We start from the raw sequence: 20,257 nt of genomic DNA on the forward strand, positions 1-20,257 counted from the left end.
CTGTTGGATGGAGGAGGTTAACTGGAAGCCCGTGGAATTGCCTGGGAAAGAAGGAGGGCAGGGTTGCGGTTCCCCGCCTTAAGCCGGGCCCCCGGGGTGCTAGAACTCGAACTTACTGCTCTCCTCCTCCTCCTCTTCCTCCTTGCCCTTCTTCTCCTTCTTCTTCGGCGGCGCGGCGGCGATTATGTCGTCGATCTTGAGTATCGACATCGCAGCCTCGGTGGCGCTCTTGATGACCTGGTTCTTCACCAGCACCGGCTCGTAGACGTTGATCTTAGTCATGTCCTCCTCGATCTTGCCCTCCAGCACGTTTACGCCGGCGTGCTTGAGGCCCTTCGCGTGCAGGCTCCTCAGCTGTAGCAGTGCGTCGAGGGCGTCCATCCCAGCGCTCTCGGCAAGCACGGCGGGTATGACCTCGAGTGCCTCGGCGTAAGCCTCGATGGCTAGCTGCTCCTTCCCACCCACGGTCCTAGCGTACTCCCTCAGCCTCTCGGCGAGCTCGACCTCGATAGCACCGCCGCCGCCCACGATCTTAGGCATCCTGAGTATGTTCCTCAGGGCGTGCAGGGCGTCCATGATGCTCCTCTCAGCCTCATCCAGTAGCATGTCATTGGCACCCCTTAGTAGTATCGTGACGCTCCTGGGGTTCTTGGCGCCCTCGATGAAAACCATCTTGTCCTCTCCGACCCTCCTCTCCTCGACTAGCTCGGCGTAGCCTAGGTCCTCGGGCTTCAGGTCCCTGACGCTGGTCACAATCTTAGCCCCAGTAGCCTTAGCGATCTTCTCGATGTCGCTCCTCTTCACCCTCCTAACCGCCAGGATCCCCTTCTTGGCAAGGTAGTGCTGGGCAACCTCGTCGATACCCTTCTGAGTGATCACAACGTTAGCCCCAGTCGCAGCAATCTTCTCGACCATCTCCTTCAGCAGCCTTGTCTCCTCCTCGAGGAAGCTCTCGAGCTGGTCGATATCGGTGACCCTGATCTTGGTGGTCAGCTCGGGCTTCTGGATCTCCAGCGGGGCGTCTAGCACGGCGATCCTGGCGTTCTTCACCCTCTTAGGCATGCCGGGGTGGACGACCTCCTTGTCGATGACTACGCCACGGATGAGCATGGTGTCGAGCAGGCTGCCGCCCTTCTTCTTCTCAATCTTAACGTTGTCAAGGTCGAGGTTGTAGGTGCCGTCAGGCCTCTTCTCCCTCACGATCTTAACGGCCTGGACTACTAGGTCGACTATCTTCTCCTTCTCGGGCCCGTGGCCTATGTACTTGCTGGCGATCGTCGTGGAGGCAATCTTCCTAAGAGTCTCGTCGCTCTCGACATCGACGGGCACAGCGACCTCGTTTATGATCTCGAGGGCCTTGTTGAGCGCCTTCGTGTAGCCGTCAATGATCTTGGTGGGGTGAATGTTCTCGTCCAGGAGCTTCTCAGCCTTCTCGAGCAACGTGCCAGCGAGCACGACAACGCTAGTGGTCCCGTCGCCTACTTCAGCGTCCTGGGCCTTAGCCACCTCGACTAGGAGCTTAGCGGCCGGGTGGTGGACCTCCATCTCCTTGACTATCGTGGCGCCGTCGTTGGTCACAGTGATGTCGCCGAAGCTGTCGACGAGCATCTTGTCGAGGCCGCGGGGCCCTAGGCTGGTTTTAAGCATCTCAGCCATGACCTTAGCGGCTAGGATGTTGTTCCTAAGCGCCTCCCTCCCGTAGGTCCTCTGCGTGCCCTCCTTAAGCACTAGCACAGGTATCCCAGCGCCAGCAGCCATGCCACGCCACCCCTGTTACACTTCCGGTGCGGGTTCCAGCGAGTTTCAAGTAGCTCCGCTTCTATAAAAACCTTTCGCAGGCCTGTGGGGCCTCAGCTTTACCTGAAGTAAAACGCTTCGCGGGCTCTGGAGGCGGCTCGGGGAGAGGTGGCCTCGCGGTGGCTCTCTGCAGCGTCTGCAGGAGGAGGGAGGCGTTCTACTTGAGGACATACAGCGGCCAGAGGCTCTGCGCGGCCTGCCTGCGGAGGACTCTCGAGCGGGCGCTGAGGAGGTCGATAAGCGAGGCCGGCGGGCTGCCGCCCAGGTCCAGGGTCGTGGTGCCCGTCTCCTTCACTTCCCCCCACCTCTCGCTGGCCCTCCTAGACGTCGCGGTCAGGGTGGAGAGGAGGTTCGGCTCCGAGGTGGTGGGGGTCGTTCCTAGAGAGGTCGAGGTCGAGCCTGAGGGGGCGAGCCTCCCGGGCGAGCAGGGCCTGAGCAGGCTCGTGCGGGTGAGCGTCCCGCCCCCCGAGGAGGCGACGCTCAGCGAGTGCATCCGCTTCGACTCCGCGTGGAGCGCTAGGGTGGCCGAGTCCCTCGGGGGCAACGCTGTCCTGCTACCGTTAACCCTGACCGACAGGGTTCTCGCTATGCTCGACTCCCTGATCCTGGGCGAGGCGTGGCTCGCCTCGGAGTCCCTCCTCTCCCGGAGCGTCGGGGGCGTGAGGGTGATACACGCCTTCGGAACGATTGAGGGGGAGGCGGTGGCGGCCTACGCAGCCCGCATGGAGGTGAGGGCCTGGAGCCCCTGCCGGGTCGCCTCACCCTCGAAGAAGGTCCTCTACAGCGTGGCCTACAGGCGCCCTGAGCTAGAGTACAGCGCCCTCAAGACCATCTCCAGGCTAGCCCAGCTAGCCGGCGGCTTCGGAGTCTGCAGGTACTGCGGAGGCTTCACCGCCGGGGGCGGGGCGAGCGTTTGCCCGGTGTGCGAGAGGCTGAGGCCCGCTGAGAGAGTTAGACTCTAGGCTCCCCGCTTGCGACCCTCCTTCTAATGATGCTCCTAACCAGCTCCTTCTCCTCCCTCGTGAGGTAGAGTTCGACGTAGAAGTCGAGGGAGTGCCTCATGCTTGGAGGGTTAACCTCGTGGTTAACCAGGACAAAGCCCGCCCTGAGGACCTCCTCGACTAGCTTGGGGTCGGCGTGCTCCGCGAACTCCTTCAGCATCGACTTGAACCCTATCGCCTCCTTGACTTCCTGCTCGTCGAGGACCGCGCCGCAGACCATGCAGGTCAGGTTGGGTGTTACAGCGCGGAACCCGCACCGGGGACACGTTATCGGGGTCGGGTTCCCGTAGATCAGCCAGTAGTGTCTCAGCGAGTCAATGACGTGCTGCGCGCCCAGCGCCGCAGCCCTCTGGTAGAGGAGGGGCGCTGCTCGGCCAGCTATCTCCGGCGCGTTGTTCACTATGAACTCCAGCTGCTCCAGGCTTAGCGAGTCCACGTCCTCGATGAGCCTCGAGGCTATGGCTTTCAGGAACACCTGCTCAGACGCCATGATGTTCTTAATGATGGACTCTAAGCTGGGCTTGGTCGCCCTCGACTCGGCTATCGAGACGACTATGTCCCTAACAATCTCCACGAGCTTATCCTGCTGGATTACATTCTCCAAGCCGAGCCTGGCCGCTAGCTCCTGCGCCGCAGCGCGGGCGAGGCTTTCCACCTCCTCCTCTGTGAGGCCCCTCCGCGAGCTGGACCTCCTAGACGCGCTTCTCGCCTTGCCGGCAGAGGGAGCGGAGCCAGCGCTAACGCCTTGAGATTTAGACGCGCTCCGCCTCCTTCTACCCCTAGCCACTCCCGGCACCCTTGGACCTTGTAGGAACTATACCCGGCCCAGCGACTATAACCGAAGCTGCAAAGACGCAGGCAGCCCCCAGCCTGCCTTCCGGGGGCTGATGGGAGGGACTGCTTCTCTTGCACTCTCTCGCGCCATCTCCTCGCCAGAGCGACGCGCTCCCCCGAGGTTTAAAGGTGAACCAAATGTTTACAAAGAGAGACTTGTGGCAGTTACCAATTTATGGTATTATCAGCAAGAATCCTAGACATGCATACGGATATGGTACGAGAGGGAGCGGCGGAGCCTTGCCGGAGGCTAAGCCTAGCTAGCTCCGCTGCCCCTTGACTGTGTAGGCTACCCAGTGGGGGTTTAGTCGCGATGGAATCAGGGTTCAGGAAGCGCCTCGTGATAGTGAAGAGGGACGGCAGGCGCGAGGAGTTTCTTCCTGCGAAGCTCTACCGTAGCATAAGGAAGGCTGCAGAGCCTGCAGGCCTGAGCGAGGATGAGATCGACTCTCTCTTCGCCGCTGTTAGGAGGGAGGTCGAGGAGAGCGGGGAGGAAGTGCCGTCCTGGAAGGTCGCTGACATAGCGGCCAGGGTTATGGTTGAGAGGGGAGTCTACAAGCCGGAGTGGTTTGAGGCCGTGAAGCGCTACGAGCTGGCCCGGATATACAAGGACGTCTACGGTAAGGGCGGGTGGAGGGAGTTCAGCGAGGACGACCTGGGCTTCACGTTCAATGCTTTGAAGGTCATGGAGGCCAGGTACCTCCAGAGGGACCCGGAGACCGGCAGGTTCCGCGAGACTCCTTCAATGATGATTAGGAGGGTTGCCAGGTTCCTGGCCAAGGTGGAGGAGGCCTACGGCGCCAGCCCTGAGCGCGTGAAGCAGCTGGAGGAGGAGTTCTACAGGATAATGATTACGAGAAGGTTCATGCCCAACAGCCCCACTCTCATGAATGCGGGGACCAAGCTCGGGATCCTGAGCGCCTGCTTCGTGGTCCCGGTTAGGGACGCCATGTCGACGCCTGAAGGGGAGGGGATAATGGATGCCCTGAGGGCCCAGGCCCTCATCCACCAGGCCGGGGGCGGGACGGGCTTCGACTTCAGCGAGCTGAGGCCCGAGGGCGACGTGGTTGGGAGCAGCGGGGGCGCCTCCAGCGGGCCCCTGAGCTTCATGCGCCTCTTCGACACCGCCACCGACGTGGTGAAGCAGGGTGGCAAGCGCAGAGGCGCAAACATGGGGATAATGCACGTGTGGCACCCGGACATTGAGAAGTTCATACTCTCTAAGACCGGCAGGCTGAAGGATGTGAACCTGCAGAACTTCAACATAAGCGTCGGGGTCTACGATGAGTTCCTCAGAGCGGTGGAGGAGGGCAGGCCCTGGCCGCTCATCAACCCGAGGAAGACCGACCTGACGGGGGAAAGGGACAGCAGGAACTACGCAGTAGTCAAGGCCCGCCACTACCTGAGCGAGGACTGGGTGCAGGAGGTCATAATAGACGAGCTCGAGGAGCGCGGGGGAAGCGTGCCGCTGGAGGAGAGCCTCCTAGTCACGTGGGACGAGGCCCTCGCGATAGCGGAGGCTGAGGGAGGCATAGTTAGGTGGGTTGACGCCCGCGAGCTATTCAACAAGATAGTGATGGGTGCGTGGGACTCGGGGGACCCGGGTCTGATCTTCTTCGACGAGGTGAACAGGAGGCACCCGACCTGGTACCTCGGGAAGATCCACGCGACCAACCCATGCGGCGAGGAGCCGCTGCTAGACTGGGAGAACTGCAACCTGGGCAGCATCAACCTGGAGAAGTACGTGAAGGAGACCCCCGAGGGGCCCACCGTTTACTGGGAGGGTCTGGCTAGAGACGTGAGGATTGCGGTGAGGCTCCTGGACAACGTTATTGACGCGAACAGGCACCCACTCCCCCAGATAACGGAGGCTAACAGGCGCACGAGGAAGATAGGCCTCGGCGTGATGGGCTGGGCCAGGATGCTGATCAGGCTCGGGATCCCCTACGATAGCCCCGACGCCGTCCACCTCGCGTGGAGCATTGCAGAGTGGATAGCGTGGAACGCCTACGATGAGGGCGTAAGGCTAGCCCGCGAGAAGGGCCCCTTCCCCGCCTGGGACCCAGCCAAGTACAGGTGGCTCCACGAGACCGTGCCCTTCGGAGGGCCCGAGGAGGTCCTCCGGATCCTCGGGCTCCCACGGGATCCCTCCCCGAGGGTTAGCGCTATACTCAAGTCGAGGCCCCCCGTGGACTGGGAGCGGGTGAAGAGGGAGGCCCTCAGGCACGGGCTCAGGAACGCCACCTACCTCAGCATAGCCCCCACGGGGAGTATCAGCATAATAGCGGGAGCCTCGGCCAGCATTGAGCCCCTCTTCGCCCTGGCCTACGTTAGGAGCGTCGCAGTCGGGACGTTCATAGAGGTCGAGCCCCTCTTCCTCGAGGAGCTCCGCAAGCTCGAAATGGACGAGCCCGAGGTGATCGAGGCCATAGCGGAGACCGGGAGCATCGCTCACCTCAAGTGGGTCCCCAGGAGGCTCAGGCGCCTCTACAGGACCGCCCACGACATCGACCCCGAGTGGCACCTAGCCCACCAGGCGGCCTGGCAGGCGTGGGTCGACGCAGCGGTGAGTAAGACGATAAACCTCAGGCACGACGAGCCCCCGAGCACCGTCGAGAGGGTCTACAGGCTAGCTTGGAGGCTCAGGCTGAAGGGGATCACGGTGTACAGGGACAGGAGCAAGAGCCAGCAGGTCATATACTTCGGCATCAAGTCCAAGAAGGCCGAGGGCAAGGAGGAGGCCGAGCCCGGGATCCCCGGGGAGAAGCCGGCCCTAGTCATAAAGCCCCAGCAGGAAGAGGCTAAGCCGGGCAGCACTCCGGAGGGCAGCCAGGCAAGCCCAGCCGCCCCCGCCGCCCGCGGGGAAGCGGCGAGTGAATCCCCAAACCCCCAGGGCGGCGGAAAGGGCAGGATGGCCCCGAGCGTTTCAAGAGTCAGGCTTGGAAGCGGGAAGGTGAAGGAGCTACTCGCAGTCCCGGCAGAGTACGCAGGCGGATGCCCCACCTGCGACATCTAACCTCGACCCCACGCCTTCGGGAAGCCCGCCAATCCCTCCCCTCTCTTCACGTGCCGCGGGATGCGCGGATCCCCACGGGCGCCCGGAGCCGTGCTCCAACCCTCACTGCAGGACGTCCTGTTGTAAGCCGCGTTTAAACGTTATGCAGTGCACGGTAATGGGATCCTGCGCCGACTAACCGGCGGGGAAAGATTTAAATATCCAGACTCGTCACTTAGTAGAAGTGACTACGAAGTCGGAGAAATAACGGGTGAGGATGGATGCCTGGAGAGATACCCCTTATCGGGGAGAAGTTCCCTGAAATGGAGGTAATGACCACTCACGGCCCCATAAAGCTGCCCGACCACTACAAGGGCAAGTGGTTCGTGCTCTTCAGCCACCCGGCTGACTTCACGCCTGTCTGTACCACGGAGTTCGTGGCTTTCGCCAAGAGGTATGAGGACTTCAAGGCCCTCAACACGGAGCTAATAGGCCTCAGCGTTGACAGCACTTACAGCCACATCAAGTGGGTTGAGTGGATCAAGGAGAAGCTGGGGGTTGAGATCCCATTCCCGATAATCGCTGACCCGCAGGGCACTGTAGCCAAGAAGCTTGGAATGCTGCACGCCGAGAGCGCCACCCACACTATCAGGGCGGTCTTCATCGTTGACGACAAGGGTGTGATAAGGACTATACTCTACTACCCGCAGGAGATCGGCAGGCTCATCGACGAGATCCTCAGGATAGTGAAGGTCCTCCAGATCAGCGACAAGTACGGGAGGGCGATCCCGGCCAACTGGCCTAACAACGAGCTAATAGGCGACTCCCTCATAGTCCCGCCGGCCTCAACAATCCAGGAGGCTGAGGAGAGAGTGAAGAAGTTCAAGTGCTACGACTGGTGGTTCTGCTACGAGGAGAAGCCCGAGATCAAGGAGGACGCGGAGACTGCTAGGAAGTGGCTGAAGAGGGCGGCCGGATCCCAGTAACCCCCTAAGGAGGGACTAAAGGACTAAACTAAGCCGGCAAGGCCGGCATTCCACTCTTTACCCCTTTTTCTACGTTTCCACGCTTATCCTCACTGCTTCCCAAGGACTGGAGGGTACCCCATTTATCCGAGCCTAGCGCTGGCTAAGCGTGCGGTGACCGGGTTGGAGGCGCCCAAGTGGCTCTGGTACATTGAATGGGAGCTGCCGCGGAGCGGGCACCTGTTCCACTTGAAGAGGATCATCTACCAGGCAAAGTCCCCCTACCAGGAGATAGAGGTCGTCGAGCTGGAGTACCTGGGTAAAGCGTTGATCCTCGACGGTAAAATCCAGTCTGCGATCCTCGACGAGTACGTGTACCACGAGGCCCTAGTCCACCCGGCAATGCTGCTCCACGGGAAGCCTGAGAGGGTCCTAATACTCGGCGGAGGCGAGGGGGCCACTGCGAGGGAGGCGCTGAGGTTCAAGACTGTTAAGAGGGTTGTGATGGTTGACATCGACCGGGAGGTTATAGAGGCAGCTAAGAAGTACCTGCCCGAGTGGCACCAGGGCGCCTTCGAGGACCCGAGGCTCGAGCTCGTCATAGACGACGGGTTCGAGTATGTGAAGAGGAATGCCGGCAGGGAGAAGTTTGACGTCATAATCGCAGACCTCGCCGACCCCACGGAGGGCGGCCCGGCTTACAAGCTATACACGAAGGAGTTCTACGAGAGCGTCAAGGCTCTCCTCGCGGAGGGCGGGGTGTTCGTGACACAGGCCACGAGCCTCTCCTACCTGGCGGGCGTGCACGCAATCATAAGGAACACCATTGCATCAGTGTTCAGGTACACCGCAAGCTACAGCGTGTTCATTAAGAGCTTCGATGACGAGTGGAGCTTCGTCATAGCCAGCGACGAGAAGGACGCCAAGAGCCTCACGCCGAGCCTGGTCGACGAGAGGCTAGCCGCCCTCGTGGAGGGAGAGAACAGGTTCTACGATGGAGAGAGCCACGCGAGGATGTTCAACCTGCCAGCCTACGCTAGGAGGCTGCTCGAGTCGGAGAAGAGGGTGGCAACGCTCGACAACCCCGTGTACCTACCCGTCTGAGCCCGGGACTTGGAGGGTGGAGCCCCGGCGGCCTCCCTCCCCTAGGGGTGGCGGTGCTTTGGCTAAGATTAAACTCGTGGTGAGCGACGTCGACGGGACTCTGACTGTCAGGAGGGGCAGCTTCCTCCTAGAGGTGGAGGCGATCAAAGCCATCAGGATGCTGGAGTCTAGCGGTGTGAGGGTTGCGTTCGTCACGGGCAACAGCCTGCCCGTTGCGAGGGGGCTGGCTAGGTACATAGGAGCCACCGGTCCCGTCGTGGCCGAGAATGGGTGCGTGGGCTTAGCTAACGGTGAGGTGCACCATTTAGCCGGGAAGAGACCCCCCAAGGAGCTAGTGGAGGAGTTGAAGAGGCTGGGCTTGAGGGAGAGCTGGCAGAACCCCTGCAGGTACCATGACCTCGCGTTCCTGAGCGACGGCTCCGTTTCCTACAGGGACGTCGAGAGGGTCGTGTCGAAGTACGAGGGCTTCAAGGTGTTCTACAGCGGCTACGCATTCCACATCGCCCCCGCGGAGTGCGGCAAAGGAGCGGCGGTCAGGTGGATCTCGGAGGTTACAGGCGTCGACCTCTCCGAGATCCTCTCAATAGGCGATGGGGAGAACGATGTTGAAATGCTCAGGCTCACGGGGTGGTCTGCGGCGCCGGCCGACGCCGACGAGGCCGCTAGGCGCGCGGCGAGGATAGTGGCTTCAAAGCCCGGAGGCCAGGGCTTCGCGGAGGTAGCCAGCCTCATTCTATCCGAGAAGCTCTGAGGCAACCACCTCAGCCGCGTCCCTAGGCGTGGTCGCGGGCACACCCACCCTGCCGGCGTGGAGCGAGACGTACTTGTAACCCCTCCTATACATTAGGTAAGCTATCCTAGCCCTCGAGGCCCCAGGGGCTAGGGGGCCTGCTATCCTTAGGAGGAGGCCAACCGGCACCTTGTGGCACCGTAGCCCCCTGAGCCTGCAAGCCGTCAACGCCAGCTCCCCCAAATCCACGTGGTAGCTGACGGCGTGGACTGCGAGCCCGTCGAGGCGCCCCTCTATGCAGGCGGCGTAAACCCTGGCTAGGTCTAGCGCGTGGGTCACCGGTGCCTCCCACCCGAGGCTCGGGGCTACTCTGAGCTTCATCACCGTGGATAGGAGCCTCCACTCGGCGTGGCTAGGGTTGCGGCCGACCACGAGGCCCGGCCGGGCGATGCACCACTTACCCCTCAATCCATCCGCGAGCGCCACTACGTCTTCGCCTTTAGCCTTGGTCTCCTCGTAAACGCTTTCGGGGACGCCGCGAGTGTCCCGGGGATCCCCGTCGACGACCCTCCCACCCCGCGGGACCCCTGGCAGCCTACCGACGGCGGCGACCGCGCTCGTGTAGACCACCCGTGACCCTCGGTGAACCGCGGCCTCCACTATCCGCCTGGTTAGCTCCACGTGGGCCTCCCACAAAGCGCCGGACGGCTTGTCTATAGCGCCAGCCATGTTAACGTAAACATCTGCGTCGACGCCTAGCAAGAGGTTGGAGTCAACCCTAGGAGCGGCAACGATTTCCACGCCTGATTCCCTGAGGAGCCTAGCTATCCCGGGCCTTCTAGCGACGGATGAACGCCTAGCCAGCACCACTACTTCAAAGCCTTCACCGGCCAACTCGGGTATAACGTTTGAGCCGACATAGCCCACACCGCCGACAACGGCTACTTTCAAGTGTGGGTTCACCTTGACCCCGACGTGCCCCCGTTTAAATGGCCGGTTAGCTACGTCTAAAAGCCTCTTGGAGACGTGTTATGGCGAGCAGCAGGGAGTATAGGGAGAAGCGTGTAGTCGTCTGGCCAGTTTACCTAGACGAGAAAGCGTCGAGAGGGATGGGTAGGAAGATCCCCAGATCAAAGGCCGTGGTCAACCCCAAGATCCGGGAGATAGTGGAGGCCGCCAGGATGCTTGGCTTGAACCCCGAGGTCGAGGAGAAGGCTTACCCCCGCGCCTGGTGGCTCTACACGTCGAGAGTGGTTGTGGACAAGATCGGCTCGAAGAGAAGGACGCTCATAGCCATAGCGGAGAAGATTAAGGAGCTACGCTTGAAAGGCGGCAGAGCGAGGTAAACCATCCCGCTTGCATGTGGGCGCTGATTGAAAGCCACGACGCCGGGGCCTGCCGGTAATACCGGGTAGTAATAGGGAGGCCGACCGAGCACCCACTAAATACGTGGGGCAAGCAGTATTACCCAGATGCCCCCTCACCCCGCGGCTTGAAGCCGGGCTAGCCGGAGGTGTGCTGGAACTGCAAGGCGGCAGGGCCAGGAGGAGGCAGCGCAGGGAGCCTAGGAGGCCCGTCGAGTACAGGAGGATCCCGCTGGGCCGCTTGATGCACAGGGTACCCACCGGGCACCTTGTGGCTCGGATGGAGCCCATGGAGAGGCTGCCAAGCCTAGGGGCGAAGGTGGTCGACGGCAGCGGGAGGGAGGTTGGGGTGCTAGCCGACATAATAGGCCCCGTCGCTAGCCCCTTCGCGGTAATCAAGCCCAGCGGCGAGGTTAGGGACCTAAGTGAGGGGGCGGAGCTCTACGCCCTAGTGGCCGTGAAGAGGCACTCCGGGAAACCGGGGCCGCGGGGGGGTGGGCGGAGGAGGGGCCGTGGCAGAGGCCGTGGACGCGAAGGGCAGCGGAGGAGGTAGTGAGAACCCCACACCCGGGGCCCCTGGCCTGGACGAGTTTGTGGAGATCATACTGGACCGGGGTAGGAGGATAGGCATTACGAAGGACGGGAGAAGCATTGTTCTAGAGGATCAGGTGATAGACGCTGGCCCGGAGTGGCGGACGGGCGGGGACGGCGAGAGGAGCGCCAATAGGATACGGGCCTCGGGAAGGTACACCTACAGGTACCACGATGCGAGCACGGCCGAAGTAACGCTGGCGAGGAGGGGCGGCACGAGGCTCCCGCGGGGCTTCGATAGGAACCACGTAGCCAGGGCAATCATAAGGGATGGGAAGGCTCCGAAGCTTGCCGATAGGGAGGAGGCGAGGTGCGTCAGGGCCTTCAGCATCCTCCAAGAGGCCGCCTCAATCCTCGGCGTCAGCGAAGGGGATAACCCCGTCCTCGAGACTGCTAGCTTCATCCTGCACCACGCGAAGCCGTTCCCGAGCCGCGACAAGGAGCTACGGGCCCTCGTAGCCGTCGCGCTGATCAAGGCGTTCGAGCTGCATCAGATACCAGTCTCGCAGGAGGAGGTAAAGGAGGCTCTCGGGCTTGAAGGGGAGGAGGATAAACTCCTCTGGAAGGCGCGCAGGCTACTCAACGAGAGGAAGGCCCTGAGGAGCCTGCCGGAGCCGGCGAGGCCCCGCGACTTCGAGGCCGGCATAGGCTGCGCGAGCCTGCTGCCAAGGGTGAACATGTTCATACACAGGGCAGTGATGAAGCTGAGGCTCCCGCTCGAGCTTAAGGAGAGGATATCAATGCTGCTAGTGGACCTGTTGAAAGCCGGCAACAAGAGCCTGTGCGGCCACAAGCCTGAAGCCGTCGCAGCCGCAGCGGTCTACATCGGTGCAAGGCTCTACGGCTTCGAGGTGAGCCAGAAGAGCGTGGCGAAAGCCCTGGGTATAAGGGACACAGCCCTCAGGAAGCAGCAGAAGTTCCTCCTCAACGGCACGGTTCTCCTCATAGAACTATAGCCACCCGAGGCCCTTGGCTGGGCAGCCACCGCGGGAGGCCTGGGTTTGCCGACGCTTTTTAATAAGAATTATAAAAGCCGCCCGGGCTACTCTATCAAAGGAGGCTTCAGAGGATACTTAAAAGGAAGCGAAAGCGGCACGTGGTGGTGACGGTGTCGAGTTATAGTGCAAACACTACGGAGGCTTTGGAGAAGAAGGTATTGAAGATCATCGAGAACTCTGGCAAGGAGGGTATACTGCAGAGCCAGCTGATTAAAATGCTCGGAGTGAACAGTAGGCTTGGCTCCAAGATTGTGACGAGGCTTGTCAAGCGCGGGCTTATAAAGAGGGACAAGGTGACCGTCAACGGGAGGATGACTTACAGGCTCTACCTGGTCGACAGCGGTACACCCTCACTCAGCATAGCCGTGGATGTATCCTCCATCCTCGACATCCCCTGCAGCGTCTGCCCCTACAGGAAGGAGTGCGGCGTGGGGAACCTCTACGAGCCCGCCACCTGCCCGTGGCTGGAGCGCTGGATCGCTAAGCTCGTGGAGCCCCGGCGGGGGCAGGATAGCTCTGAGAGCAGCGAGGATATGACCGGGTAGCCTGCGTCGGTCCTCAACCCTATGGGTGAGAAGTGCGTCCTGCATGCCCGGTACCCCATGCTCTCCAGTCCTTCCAGGACGGCGCTCATCCTGGGCATGTTGAGCCTCAGCGCCGAGCAGAGGGCATCCAGCCTCTGGTGGACCCTCTCGTCTAGGCCGGCTTCCTCCAGTATCAGCTTCATCAGCTTCAATCCACGCTGCCTCGTCTCAAGGTAGGCCCTGCCCTCGAGGATCCGGATTACCCTCTCGACGAAGGCTTCATCGTAGAGTGGCCCCGTCCAGAGGGGCTCCACGCGGACGCTTCCACTCGGCTCTGGGCACCCAGCGTTTAGCACTGCGTAGCCGAGGTGCCTGCAGTACGTAAGGTAGCCCAGGTTCTCCTGGAGCACTCTGTCCGCGCGCCTAGCGCCCCTCTCGACGAGGAAGTATACCCTAATGTAGTGGTCAGCGTGGTAGACTAGCAGGGGCTTCACGGCCTTATCGTGCTCTGCGGCCACCCTGGCAACGAAGCCTGCGAGCACCCTTGCAGCCGTCTCCTTCGACTGCGGCGTGGGGGCGCCCGTGACGTGGTACCTCCTCCTAGCCGCCTCCCGCTTGGCTACCTCGAGCACCGCAACGTCCGTGGCGGTCATGGCTAGGAGGCCCTTGTGGCCTATGAGCGCCACCGCCGCCCTCAGAAAGGGGGCCGGGCTCCCGTAGGGGTCCAGGTCGACGGCTAGCACGGGGGTGGGATCCTCGTAGCGGAGCCTATACATCAAGGCGTTAGCGTCGGCCCTAACCACCGAGACCCTACCCTCGACCCTGTTGAGTTCAACGTTCTCCAACGCCAGCCTCACAGCCTTCGGGTCTATGTCCCCCGCCACCACCCTCTCAATGCCTTCAACCTCGAGGGCGTACCTTACCGCCCTGACGCCGGTTGCTGTGAGGGGCTCGACAACCGTTACCCCTCGGTGAGGGGCGTAGAGGTCGATGTACGCCTGGAGGCTCGCAACGCTCAGGTCCCTATTGAACACCATGACGGGGTTGTAGAACACGGGCAACCAGGCAGGCTCGAGCCTACCGCCGACGCTGGCCTCCCGAGGATCCCAAGTCTTAACCAGTGCAAGCCCCTCACGGATCACCGAGAGAGGCATCCACCTCCACCTTAGCACCTTAGCCTTCACTGCCGCCCAGCGCAGCCCGCGCTCCTAGCCGGGATCCCGGCGTACTCCCTCGCCCTGGCCATGTGAGCCTCCCTGATGGACTCCGTTAAGTAGATGACTAACCCCCTCCCCTCCACGAGCCTGTAAACCCCCCCTAGATCCCTAGCCTCCAGCCCCTCGTGGACCATGGCCGGATAAGCTTCTCCAGCTCCAGAGCCTTAATGGTTGTGCCGCTGAACCCGCTGGAGGCAGGCTCCATAGGGTCTATCTTGTCGACAGCAACAACGTCGGCGTCCCTGAGAGCCTTGAGTATTGCGCACTTCCCAGGGCACAGGCGGCTAGGTTAACGGTGTTAACGGTGTACCTCCCAACCCCCCGGGACAGCCTTTCAGGAGGATATCCGGAAGACACGATAGACCCACCGCTAGACGCGGCGGGATACCTCCAAGTAGTGGATGAGGTTTAGGACTGGAAAGACCCAAGCCAAGGGCGCTCCATACTTTGTAGGGGCGCCACAGATAGCCTAGTCCCACTATGGATATTATATTTACGAACATTAATTATGCGACTACTAATTATGCGGAGCTTCTAAATGAATCTATCTTCTTTATTAAGACATCTAGCGGCTTAGCTCCTCTAATGTCCTCCCTTTTCACTATTACGTTGTTTTCAACTTTTAGGAGTACAGTTGTAGGCGATACATGGATATTATATTTTTCAAAGCTCTTAGCTGCTGCGGAGGACCTACACCTCCTACTAAACCATTCACATAATACTACCACGAATTCCGTATCCTCAAGTTTCCTCCCTACGAGGCTTACATATGGAAACCATACTAGATCGTATACCTTGCATGCAGGGCAGAGTGTATTATCAAAATATATTGCGTAATATCCATCCTTCCAAGGCTTAAACTCTTCTCCCTCAATATATTTAAGCACCCATACATCACTAGCTTTATCATAAACATATATTCCATGCGGCGATGTAGCAGTAATCCTTTTTAACTTAACTAAGCGATTTTCTTCCTTCCTCCTAATTTTACCATGCAGTATAAATTCAATTAATAACTTATCCAATATCTTATTTAACTCTTTATCCTCCATGACTGCTTAGTCCCCTTCTTTTTGGAATCGCGGTGCAAATTTTATAAGGTTTACAAGTTGGATTTGATTAAGACAAAACAGTACATGTTATTGAAGACTTCAAGTCCTTTAGTTCTACATCTCGCCGAAGTGGGTGGTTGCTGAGATGGCTGGAGAGATAAAGGAGAAGGTGCAAGTTGGCGAGAAAAGCCTTATGGCTACGAAGCCTCAAACAAGCATAAAGTCTGGTGTCTGGGAGGAGGCTCTACTAGAAGAATTGCTATACCTTATAGCCCATATAGCCCATTCAGAGCAACATCTATTAGAGATAGAGGCTGAGATTGGAGAGCCGACACTAGCCGCACTAATAGACGGGTTAAGAATCCTTAGAAAGAATATTGGCCAAATACTATTAGATTATGCTGGTTTACGTAGTGAAGGTGGTGGAGGAGAGTTTAGAGGAGGAGCAGAAAATCTTTGGTGCACAATAAAACACTTATCTATGGCATTAGTACACTGCGATGAAAATATAGAGAAAATAATCCGTAGAATTGATGATCAAAAAGCGATCAATAGTTTGAAGGTACTATATGATGCAAGAAGAATACTACGTGAAACCTTAATGAATCTAGTGTTATATATACCGAAGACTGTAGATCTAACTCAAGTTAACGAAGTAAGGTGTAGGGAAGACTTATGTATAGAAGATGAAAATCTAGTCGAGCAACCCAGTAAAGAGAGTAAAGAAAAGGATTAATAAAGAATTAATAGCTCAGCCCGCGGGGGTTTAACCTACATAACCTTAATCTTCTATGTAGACTTTGGAGCCATCGCCCGGCGCATCACCCCTAATAGGGGGCTTGCTCCCCCCTTTTCAGGGCAACTCCTAGGGTCCCACATCTGAAGACATGCATTTCAACTGCCTGCTCCGATAGGCAGTAAGCCTGCCTGGGGCAGAGGGAGTAGGTCTCAGATATATCCAGGGTACCCAGGATTTAAAACACCCCATACCTATCAACGCCCATCAGACGCGACACGGTTTTTGGACGGCCTTATTGAGGAAGCTACCTCTCATAGCTAATCAAATATCTATAATTCTGTTAGAGTCTATTACATCAGTTACATCGGCTCTTTTACATACTACCAAGTTGCGTTTTCTCTTCTCAATGGTATCTAGCTATAGAGCAAAAAAAGTATTGTTGACTTTCTAACCCCCGGCCGCTTTGCGATGAAGACACTGGAAATCCTAATCCCGCTCAAGTCCTCAACACCTAAGCCGTTGCAGCGCTCCAAAGTGCTACCCGGTTAAACTTAAGCGCCTCGGGTGCGAAGAAGCCCGCCTCCACTTCAAGCCTAGGCTAGCATTCCACCATTTGCATTACCGGTGCATCTAGGGGATTTCTAGGGGATTTAGATTGGACGGGCAGCGAAAACATTTTATGTATCCCTATATATTATATGTATTATAGGCGTTTTGGAACCTGCAGATTATCAATCTTCAGAGGGTCGTGGGAGCTTGGGGTTTCATTTTTAAGGGTCTAACCGCTATTGGTGGGCGTAACCTTTTAAACTGGAGTCTACCGATTTACATAGAGCAGTAGGCCTCTAGTTTAAAACTGAGTTTAACATAGAGTTGGATGTATCGGGGGGCAAGTGTATGTTGCTTGGAGATAAGGGGAAGGATCTGAGAGACCTGCTCCTAGAGTTAAGAGGGATCCGGGTGGAGCCTGTTGAGGAGCAGCTTGAGGGCGACGTTGATGATATTAGGAAGTTGATTGATAGACTTGCCAGCCCCATTAAAGGGTCTGACGTTTACTCAAACCCCAAGGTTAAGGAGTTAGGCAAGGCGATTTACGACGTGCACTACGCCTTCTCAGAGGCACTAGATACCTTCACCGAGCTCCCTAAAGACTCTGCGCTGGCTTATTACGCCCGCTACATTATGCCCAGGTTCACTTTCGGCATAAACCTATCGGCTTTCCTTTGCAGGGTTGAAGCCGTCGACTCCACGGTGAGGCAGGCCCTGGAGTACCTCATGAAGGCGACGGTTCTAGACTTTGACAGGGAGTATAGGGACTGGCCTTTGGAGAAGAAGCTTAGGTGGCTCTTAGGCTACGCCTCCAGCCAGGAGGAGAAGAAGGAGATAATGAAGTTCAGCGAGAGAAGCTCTTACATGGGCAGGTTTATGAAAATCATGAAGATGATGGCCCCCAATAAGGTTAAGGTCCTTGAGGAGCTCCTGGAGAAGCTCTACGACGTGCCGATCGGGGGGCCCATGAGGCATACTCTGAACAGGCTCATAAGGTATGATGAGGAGAACGCCGGCATAGCTAAGGCGTGCACCGACTCCGATGCCTGGCCGGACCTCACCGCCATACGCGAGATAATCAGGCAGTACACCGACATACATTTAATGGTGGTAAGAGCGGTCGCCCTAAAGGTTGTGAAGAAGATCTGGGAGGAGAAGAAGGCGAGGGGCGAGCTTGACGGTCAGAAGGAGAACTTCGTTGTAATCTAGAGGGGCAAGCCTTCCCAGCGCTCGCCGGCGCTAGGCTTTCCGATACTGATACAAGCGGGTCTGCTGCGCTCGCTACTCGTTTCTTAGGAGATTCCTTCTCACGAGATCCCGGGCCTCCTGGGGCTCCTTTACGCTCTCGAAGCCCAGAGCCTCCAGCTCCGTGGCTACCTCGCTATTCCTCGTCAAGGCTATCATGTTGGCGTCGATTGCCTGTGCAAGCCTGGTTGCGTACTCTGCACGCTCTAGGAGCTTGGAGGCCGACTCCCTCCGCCTCTCGACTATCGCGGCTATCTTCACCTCGTCCGAGGCGGCGACTATGTCGGTGGCAGTCCTCTTGGTGTGGACGACCCTTAACCCCATGGTGGCCAGTTTATTGGCTAGCTGTATCTCGTCGGTGGTGGAAGGCTTCGAGCCCGCGCCCTGCATGGTCTTGGGCGGCTTGAAGATGTCTATCTCCTCCAGTATATCCTCCCCGAAGAGTTCCACCAGCTTCTCAGCCTTGTCGATGGTCGGGTCCATGAGGCCCCTTTCATACCTATACACCGCCTCCCTTGAGACGCCGAGGTAGGAGGCCACGTGGCCTAGGCTCATGTTCATCGAGTTCCTCCTCTCCCTCAGCTTCTCGGGGTTAACCTTAACTCTAAAGGTGTCCTTGGATGAGTAGACGTAAAGCTTCCCCTGCCCGCTCAAGACGCTCTCTAGAGTGTTGGGGTCGACCGCCATCAAGTTCATCCTGCTGTAGGCAACCCCCTCAATAAGCGGCTTCTCCTTGTTATACAGGGCAGTCACGATCGCCGGTACCCTGAACGTTAAGGCCACCGCTGTGAGCTCTGCGATCTCGTTCTTCGGCAGCTTGCTCAAGTCAAGGGCTACCTTGACTAGAAGCTTGTTCTTGTTCCTCAACACTACTGCAAGGTCTATGCTTCGCCTGTCCTCGTTGCGCGGGTATTCTATAACTTCAACTTTCTCTGCGTACCGGTACATGGATGCCAAAACCCTATATAGCAGCCCCCTTACCTCAGCTCTGCCCTTCAAGTCCAATCCCTGGCAGCATTGACATCCAGTTCCGCGTCTACCTAGTTCCAGACTCTCATATTATATAAAGCCTTAAAAGCTTTCGTGTGCGTAGAAAGACTTCCATGAAGTTGTGCAGCTAACTATCCCGTTTAGGATGTGGCGGCGGGTTCATGCCCCTAGAAGCTTTCAATAGTGAAGCGTAGGATTGGGTATTGGCTACACTACAATCCATCCTGGTTTGCCAGCGTTAACTGCTTCTTCCGCTTACCCGTCAGTAGCTGCGGGTGGCCGCCTGGACGCGAGCCCAATGCAAGCCTTGCAAGCGGGTTTATTTGAGTACAGATGGAGCAGACTACTTCCCGGTATTCAGCCATGTCGATCGAGCTTTGCTCCGGGTGGCTGAGTATTTTCTCGCAAAACCTTCTAACAATAGACTTTACTTCAGCGTTCTCCATCAAGGCTTCTAGGAACTTGTTGCCTCTTCTGCCCTCTAGGTAATTGGTTATAGAGGCAGGAGTTGTGTTTAACAGTTTTGCGACTCTATACCTGGGGACACCGTATTCCTCGACTAGCACCTTAGCTATAAGGGCTCGTATGGATGGTATAATGTACTTGGCGGTTATTTCGCAAGGCATCAAGGACGAATTGAATTCTATTTCGTTCGCCATGTCAACCTCCCATCATCGCTCTCAGTCGTGTAGGCCAATTATACTTTTTAGCTCAAAGTTTATAGAGCCAGCGCATATATGCTGTGCTACTTCGAGCCTCTGAAGCACGGGGCAGGGGTGATGGAGATGAAGTTCTACACCTTGGAGTTCACCCCGGACCTGCTGCAGGAGTTGAAGGAGACCCTAAGCTACATGGTGAAGCCTGTACGCGTCGACGTATTCATAGGCCCGAACTGCGAGACGTGCGAGGATACGGTAAAGCTAGTCAAGGTAATCCAGGAGAACTCCCCGGTGGTCGACGGGAAACACCTTATTGAGGTGAGGATCTTCGATAAGTCTAAGCCGGATGACCTCCAAGAGTTTAAACGGCAGAAGGTTGAACGCGTGCCAAGCGTGACGCTCCTCGACGGATACATAAAGTACACGGGGATCCCGGCCGAGGAGGAGATCAAGGGCTTCATTGAAACCATCATGAGGATAAGCGAGGGCGACTCGGGGCTTGAGGAGGAGACGAAGAAGACTCTGGCGTCGCTCAAGGGCGAGGTTCACATAGAGACCATAGTGACCCCCTCGTGCCCATACTGCCCCTACGCCGTCCTGCTCGCGAACATGATGGCCTATGAGGCTGTGAAGCAGGGCAACCCCAAGGTGATATCCGAGACTGTCGAGGCCTACGAGAACCCCGACATTGCAGACAAGTATGGAGTGATGAGCGTTCCAGCCATAGCCCTCAACGGGAAACTGGCCTTCATAGGAGTACCCTACGAGGAGGACTTCATCAACTACATCGTCGCGGCGAGCGAGGGGAGGATCGAGGAGCTAGTGGCCAAGGAGTTCGAGGGGGCTACAAAGTTCTAGCCACTCCACACCGCCGGAAAGCGCCGCCCCCCACGGGGGCGGCTG

General features: G+C 58.1%; 20 protein-coding genes. 12 read left to right on the plus strand and 8 right to left on the minus strand.

The annotated features are described in order from the left end of the window. Window positions 1–99: 99 nt before the first annotated feature. Window positions 100–1,758 (minus strand): thermosome subunit alpha, encoded by a 1,659-nt coding sequence (gene thsA, locus ACYQ3J_RS02110; RefSeq protein ID WP_460123826.1) that lies wholly within the window; start codon window positions 1,756–1,758, stop codon window positions 100–102. 158 nt (window positions 1,759–1,916) lie between these two features. On the opposite strand from thsA, the gene ACYQ3J_RS02115 reads away from it, so the two are divergent. Then, window positions 1,917–2,759 (plus strand): hypothetical protein, encoded by an 843-nt coding sequence (locus ACYQ3J_RS02115; protein WP_460123829.1) that lies wholly within the window; start codon window positions 1,917–1,919, stop codon window positions 2,757–2,759. Here the strand turns inward: ACYQ3J_RS02115 and ACYQ3J_RS02120 are convergent. After that, window positions 2,749–3,585: a hypothetical protein gene (locus tag ACYQ3J_RS02120; protein ID WP_460123832.1), complete on the minus strand. Its 837-nt coding sequence runs from the start codon at window positions 3,583–3,585 to the stop codon at window positions 2,749–2,751. The two genes, ACYQ3J_RS02115 and ACYQ3J_RS02120, sit on opposite strands and share 11 nt — an antisense overlap. Before the next feature lie 360 nt (window positions 3,586–3,945). On the opposite strand from ACYQ3J_RS02120, the gene ACYQ3J_RS02125 reads away from it, so the two are divergent. The 4 genes from ACYQ3J_RS02125 (at window position 3,946) to ACYQ3J_RS02140 (ending at window position 9,447) form a co-directional block, all read left to right on the plus strand. Beyond that, window positions 3,946–6,648, plus strand: a complete 2,703-nt coding sequence (locus ACYQ3J_RS02125) for an adenosylcobalamin-dependent ribonucleoside-diphosphate reductase (protein WP_460123835.1) — start codon at window positions 3,946–3,948, stop codon at window positions 6,646–6,648. A gap of 260 nt (window positions 6,649–6,908) precedes the next feature. Then, window positions 6,909–7,613, plus strand: a complete 705-nt coding sequence (locus ACYQ3J_RS02130) for a peroxiredoxin (RefSeq protein WP_460123838.1) — start codon at window positions 6,909–6,911, stop codon at window positions 7,611–7,613. Between the two features lie 162 nt (window positions 7,614–7,775). Then, window positions 7,776–8,696 carry a polyamine aminopropyltransferase gene (gene speE / locus ACYQ3J_RS02135; RefSeq protein WP_460123841.1) on the plus strand — a complete coding sequence of 307 codons (921 nt, stop codon included), beginning with the start codon at window positions 7,776–7,778 and terminating at the stop codon, window positions 8,694–8,696. A 58-nt stretch (window positions 8,697–8,754) separates the two neighbouring features. Further along, complete coding sequence (locus tag ACYQ3J_RS02140; RefSeq protein ID WP_460123843.1) at window positions 8,755–9,447, plus strand: phosphoglycolate phosphatase; 693 nt, start codon at window positions 8,755–8,757, stop codon at window positions 9,445–9,447. Here ACYQ3J_RS02140 and ACYQ3J_RS02145 read toward each other — a convergent pair. Beyond that, window positions 9,430–10,377 (minus strand): NAD-dependent epimerase/dehydratase family protein, encoded by a 948-nt coding sequence (locus tag ACYQ3J_RS02145; RefSeq protein ID WP_460123845.1) that lies wholly within the window; start codon window positions 10,375–10,377, stop codon window positions 9,430–9,432. The genes ACYQ3J_RS02140 and ACYQ3J_RS02145 overlap by 18 nt on opposite strands. 80 nt (window positions 10,378–10,457) lie before the next feature. On the opposite strand from ACYQ3J_RS02145, the gene ACYQ3J_RS02150 reads away from it, so the two are divergent. The 4 genes from ACYQ3J_RS02150 to ACYQ3J_RS02165 all read left to right on the plus strand — a co-directional run bounded on the left by ACYQ3J_RS02150 (window position 10,458) and on the right by ACYQ3J_RS02165 (window position 12,924). Then, the gene (locus ACYQ3J_RS02150; RefSeq protein WP_460123848.1) at window positions 10,458–10,772 is read left to right on the plus strand and encodes a signal recognition particle protein Srp19; all 315 of its coding nucleotides are present in this window, start codon (window positions 10,458–10,460) and stop codon (window positions 10,770–10,772) included. A gap of 169 nt (window positions 10,773–10,941) precedes the next feature. Continuing rightward, window positions 10,942–11,343 carry an H/ACA ribonucleoprotein complex subunit GAR1 gene (locus ACYQ3J_RS02155; protein ID WP_460123850.1) on the plus strand — a complete coding sequence of 134 codons (402 nt, stop codon included), beginning with the start codon at window positions 10,942–10,944 and terminating at the stop codon, window positions 11,341–11,343. Beyond that, window positions 11,303–12,337, plus strand: a complete 1,035-nt coding sequence (locus tag ACYQ3J_RS02160) for a transcription initiation factor IIB family protein (RefSeq protein ID WP_460123853.1) — start codon at window positions 11,303–11,305, stop codon at window positions 12,335–12,337. The genes ACYQ3J_RS02155 and ACYQ3J_RS02160 overlap by 41 nt, the downstream gene beginning before the upstream one ends. A gap of 146 nt (window positions 12,338–12,483) precedes the next feature. Beyond that, window positions 12,484–12,924: a helix-turn-helix transcriptional regulator gene (locus ACYQ3J_RS02165; RefSeq protein ID WP_460123856.1), complete on the plus strand. Its 441-nt coding sequence runs from the start codon at window positions 12,484–12,486 to the stop codon at window positions 12,922–12,924. Here the strand turns inward: ACYQ3J_RS02165 and ACYQ3J_RS02170 are convergent. From ACYQ3J_RS02170 to ACYQ3J_RS02180, 3 genes are all read right to left on the minus strand, one after another. Continuing rightward, entirely contained in the window at window positions 12,819–14,057 is a 1,239-nt protein-coding gene (locus ACYQ3J_RS02170) for a tRNA (guanine(10)-N(2))-dimethyltransferase (RefSeq protein ID WP_460123859.1), read from the minus strand. The two genes, ACYQ3J_RS02165 and ACYQ3J_RS02170, sit on opposite strands and share 106 nt — an antisense overlap. A 26-nt stretch (window positions 14,058–14,083) precedes the next feature. Continuing rightward, the gene (locus ACYQ3J_RS02175; protein WP_460123862.1) at window positions 14,084–14,254 is read right to left on the minus strand and encodes a hypothetical protein; all 171 of its coding nucleotides are present in this window, start codon (window positions 14,252–14,254) and stop codon (window positions 14,084–14,086) included. A 387-nt stretch (window positions 14,255–14,641) separates the two neighbouring features. Further along, on the minus strand, window positions 14,642–15,172 hold the full coding sequence (locus ACYQ3J_RS02180; protein ID WP_460123864.1) for a hypothetical protein: 531 nt from the start codon (window positions 15,170–15,172) through the stop codon (window positions 14,642–14,644). Window positions 15,173–15,305: 133 nt separating this feature from the next. Between ACYQ3J_RS02180 and ACYQ3J_RS02185 the strand changes: the two genes are divergently transcribed. Beyond that, entirely contained in the window at window positions 15,306–15,908 is a 603-nt protein-coding gene (locus ACYQ3J_RS02185) for a hypothetical protein (protein ID WP_460123866.1), read from the plus strand. 903 nt (window positions 15,909–16,811) lie between these two features. Further along, on the plus strand, window positions 16,812–17,669 hold the full coding sequence (locus ACYQ3J_RS02190) for a hypothetical protein (RefSeq protein WP_460123869.1): 858 nt from the start codon (window positions 16,812–16,814) through the stop codon (window positions 17,667–17,669). Between the two features lie 72 nt (window positions 17,670–17,741). On the opposite strand, the gene ACYQ3J_RS02195 is transcribed toward ACYQ3J_RS02190, so the two are convergent. Continuing rightward, a complete protein-coding gene (locus ACYQ3J_RS02195) occupies window positions 17,742–18,704 on the minus strand; it encodes a helix-turn-helix domain-containing protein (RefSeq protein ID WP_460123871.1) in 963 nt (320 codons plus the stop codon). Window positions 18,705–18,907: 203 nt separating this feature from the next. Continuing rightward, on the minus strand, window positions 18,908–19,321 hold the full coding sequence (locus ACYQ3J_RS02200) for a transcriptional regulator (RefSeq protein WP_460123874.1): 414 nt from the start codon (window positions 19,319–19,321) through the stop codon (window positions 18,908–18,910). A 111-nt stretch (window positions 19,322–19,432) separates the two neighbouring features. On the opposite strand from ACYQ3J_RS02200, the gene pdo reads away from it, so the two are divergent. Beyond that, window positions 19,433–20,212, plus strand: a complete 780-nt coding sequence (gene pdo / locus ACYQ3J_RS02205; protein ID WP_460123876.1) for a protein disulfide oxidoreductase — start codon at window positions 19,433–19,435, stop codon at window positions 20,210–20,212. The last annotated feature ends 45 nt before the right edge of the window (window positions 20,213–20,257 follow it).

It is taken from the genome of Stetteria hydrogenophila, assembly GCF_054657575.1.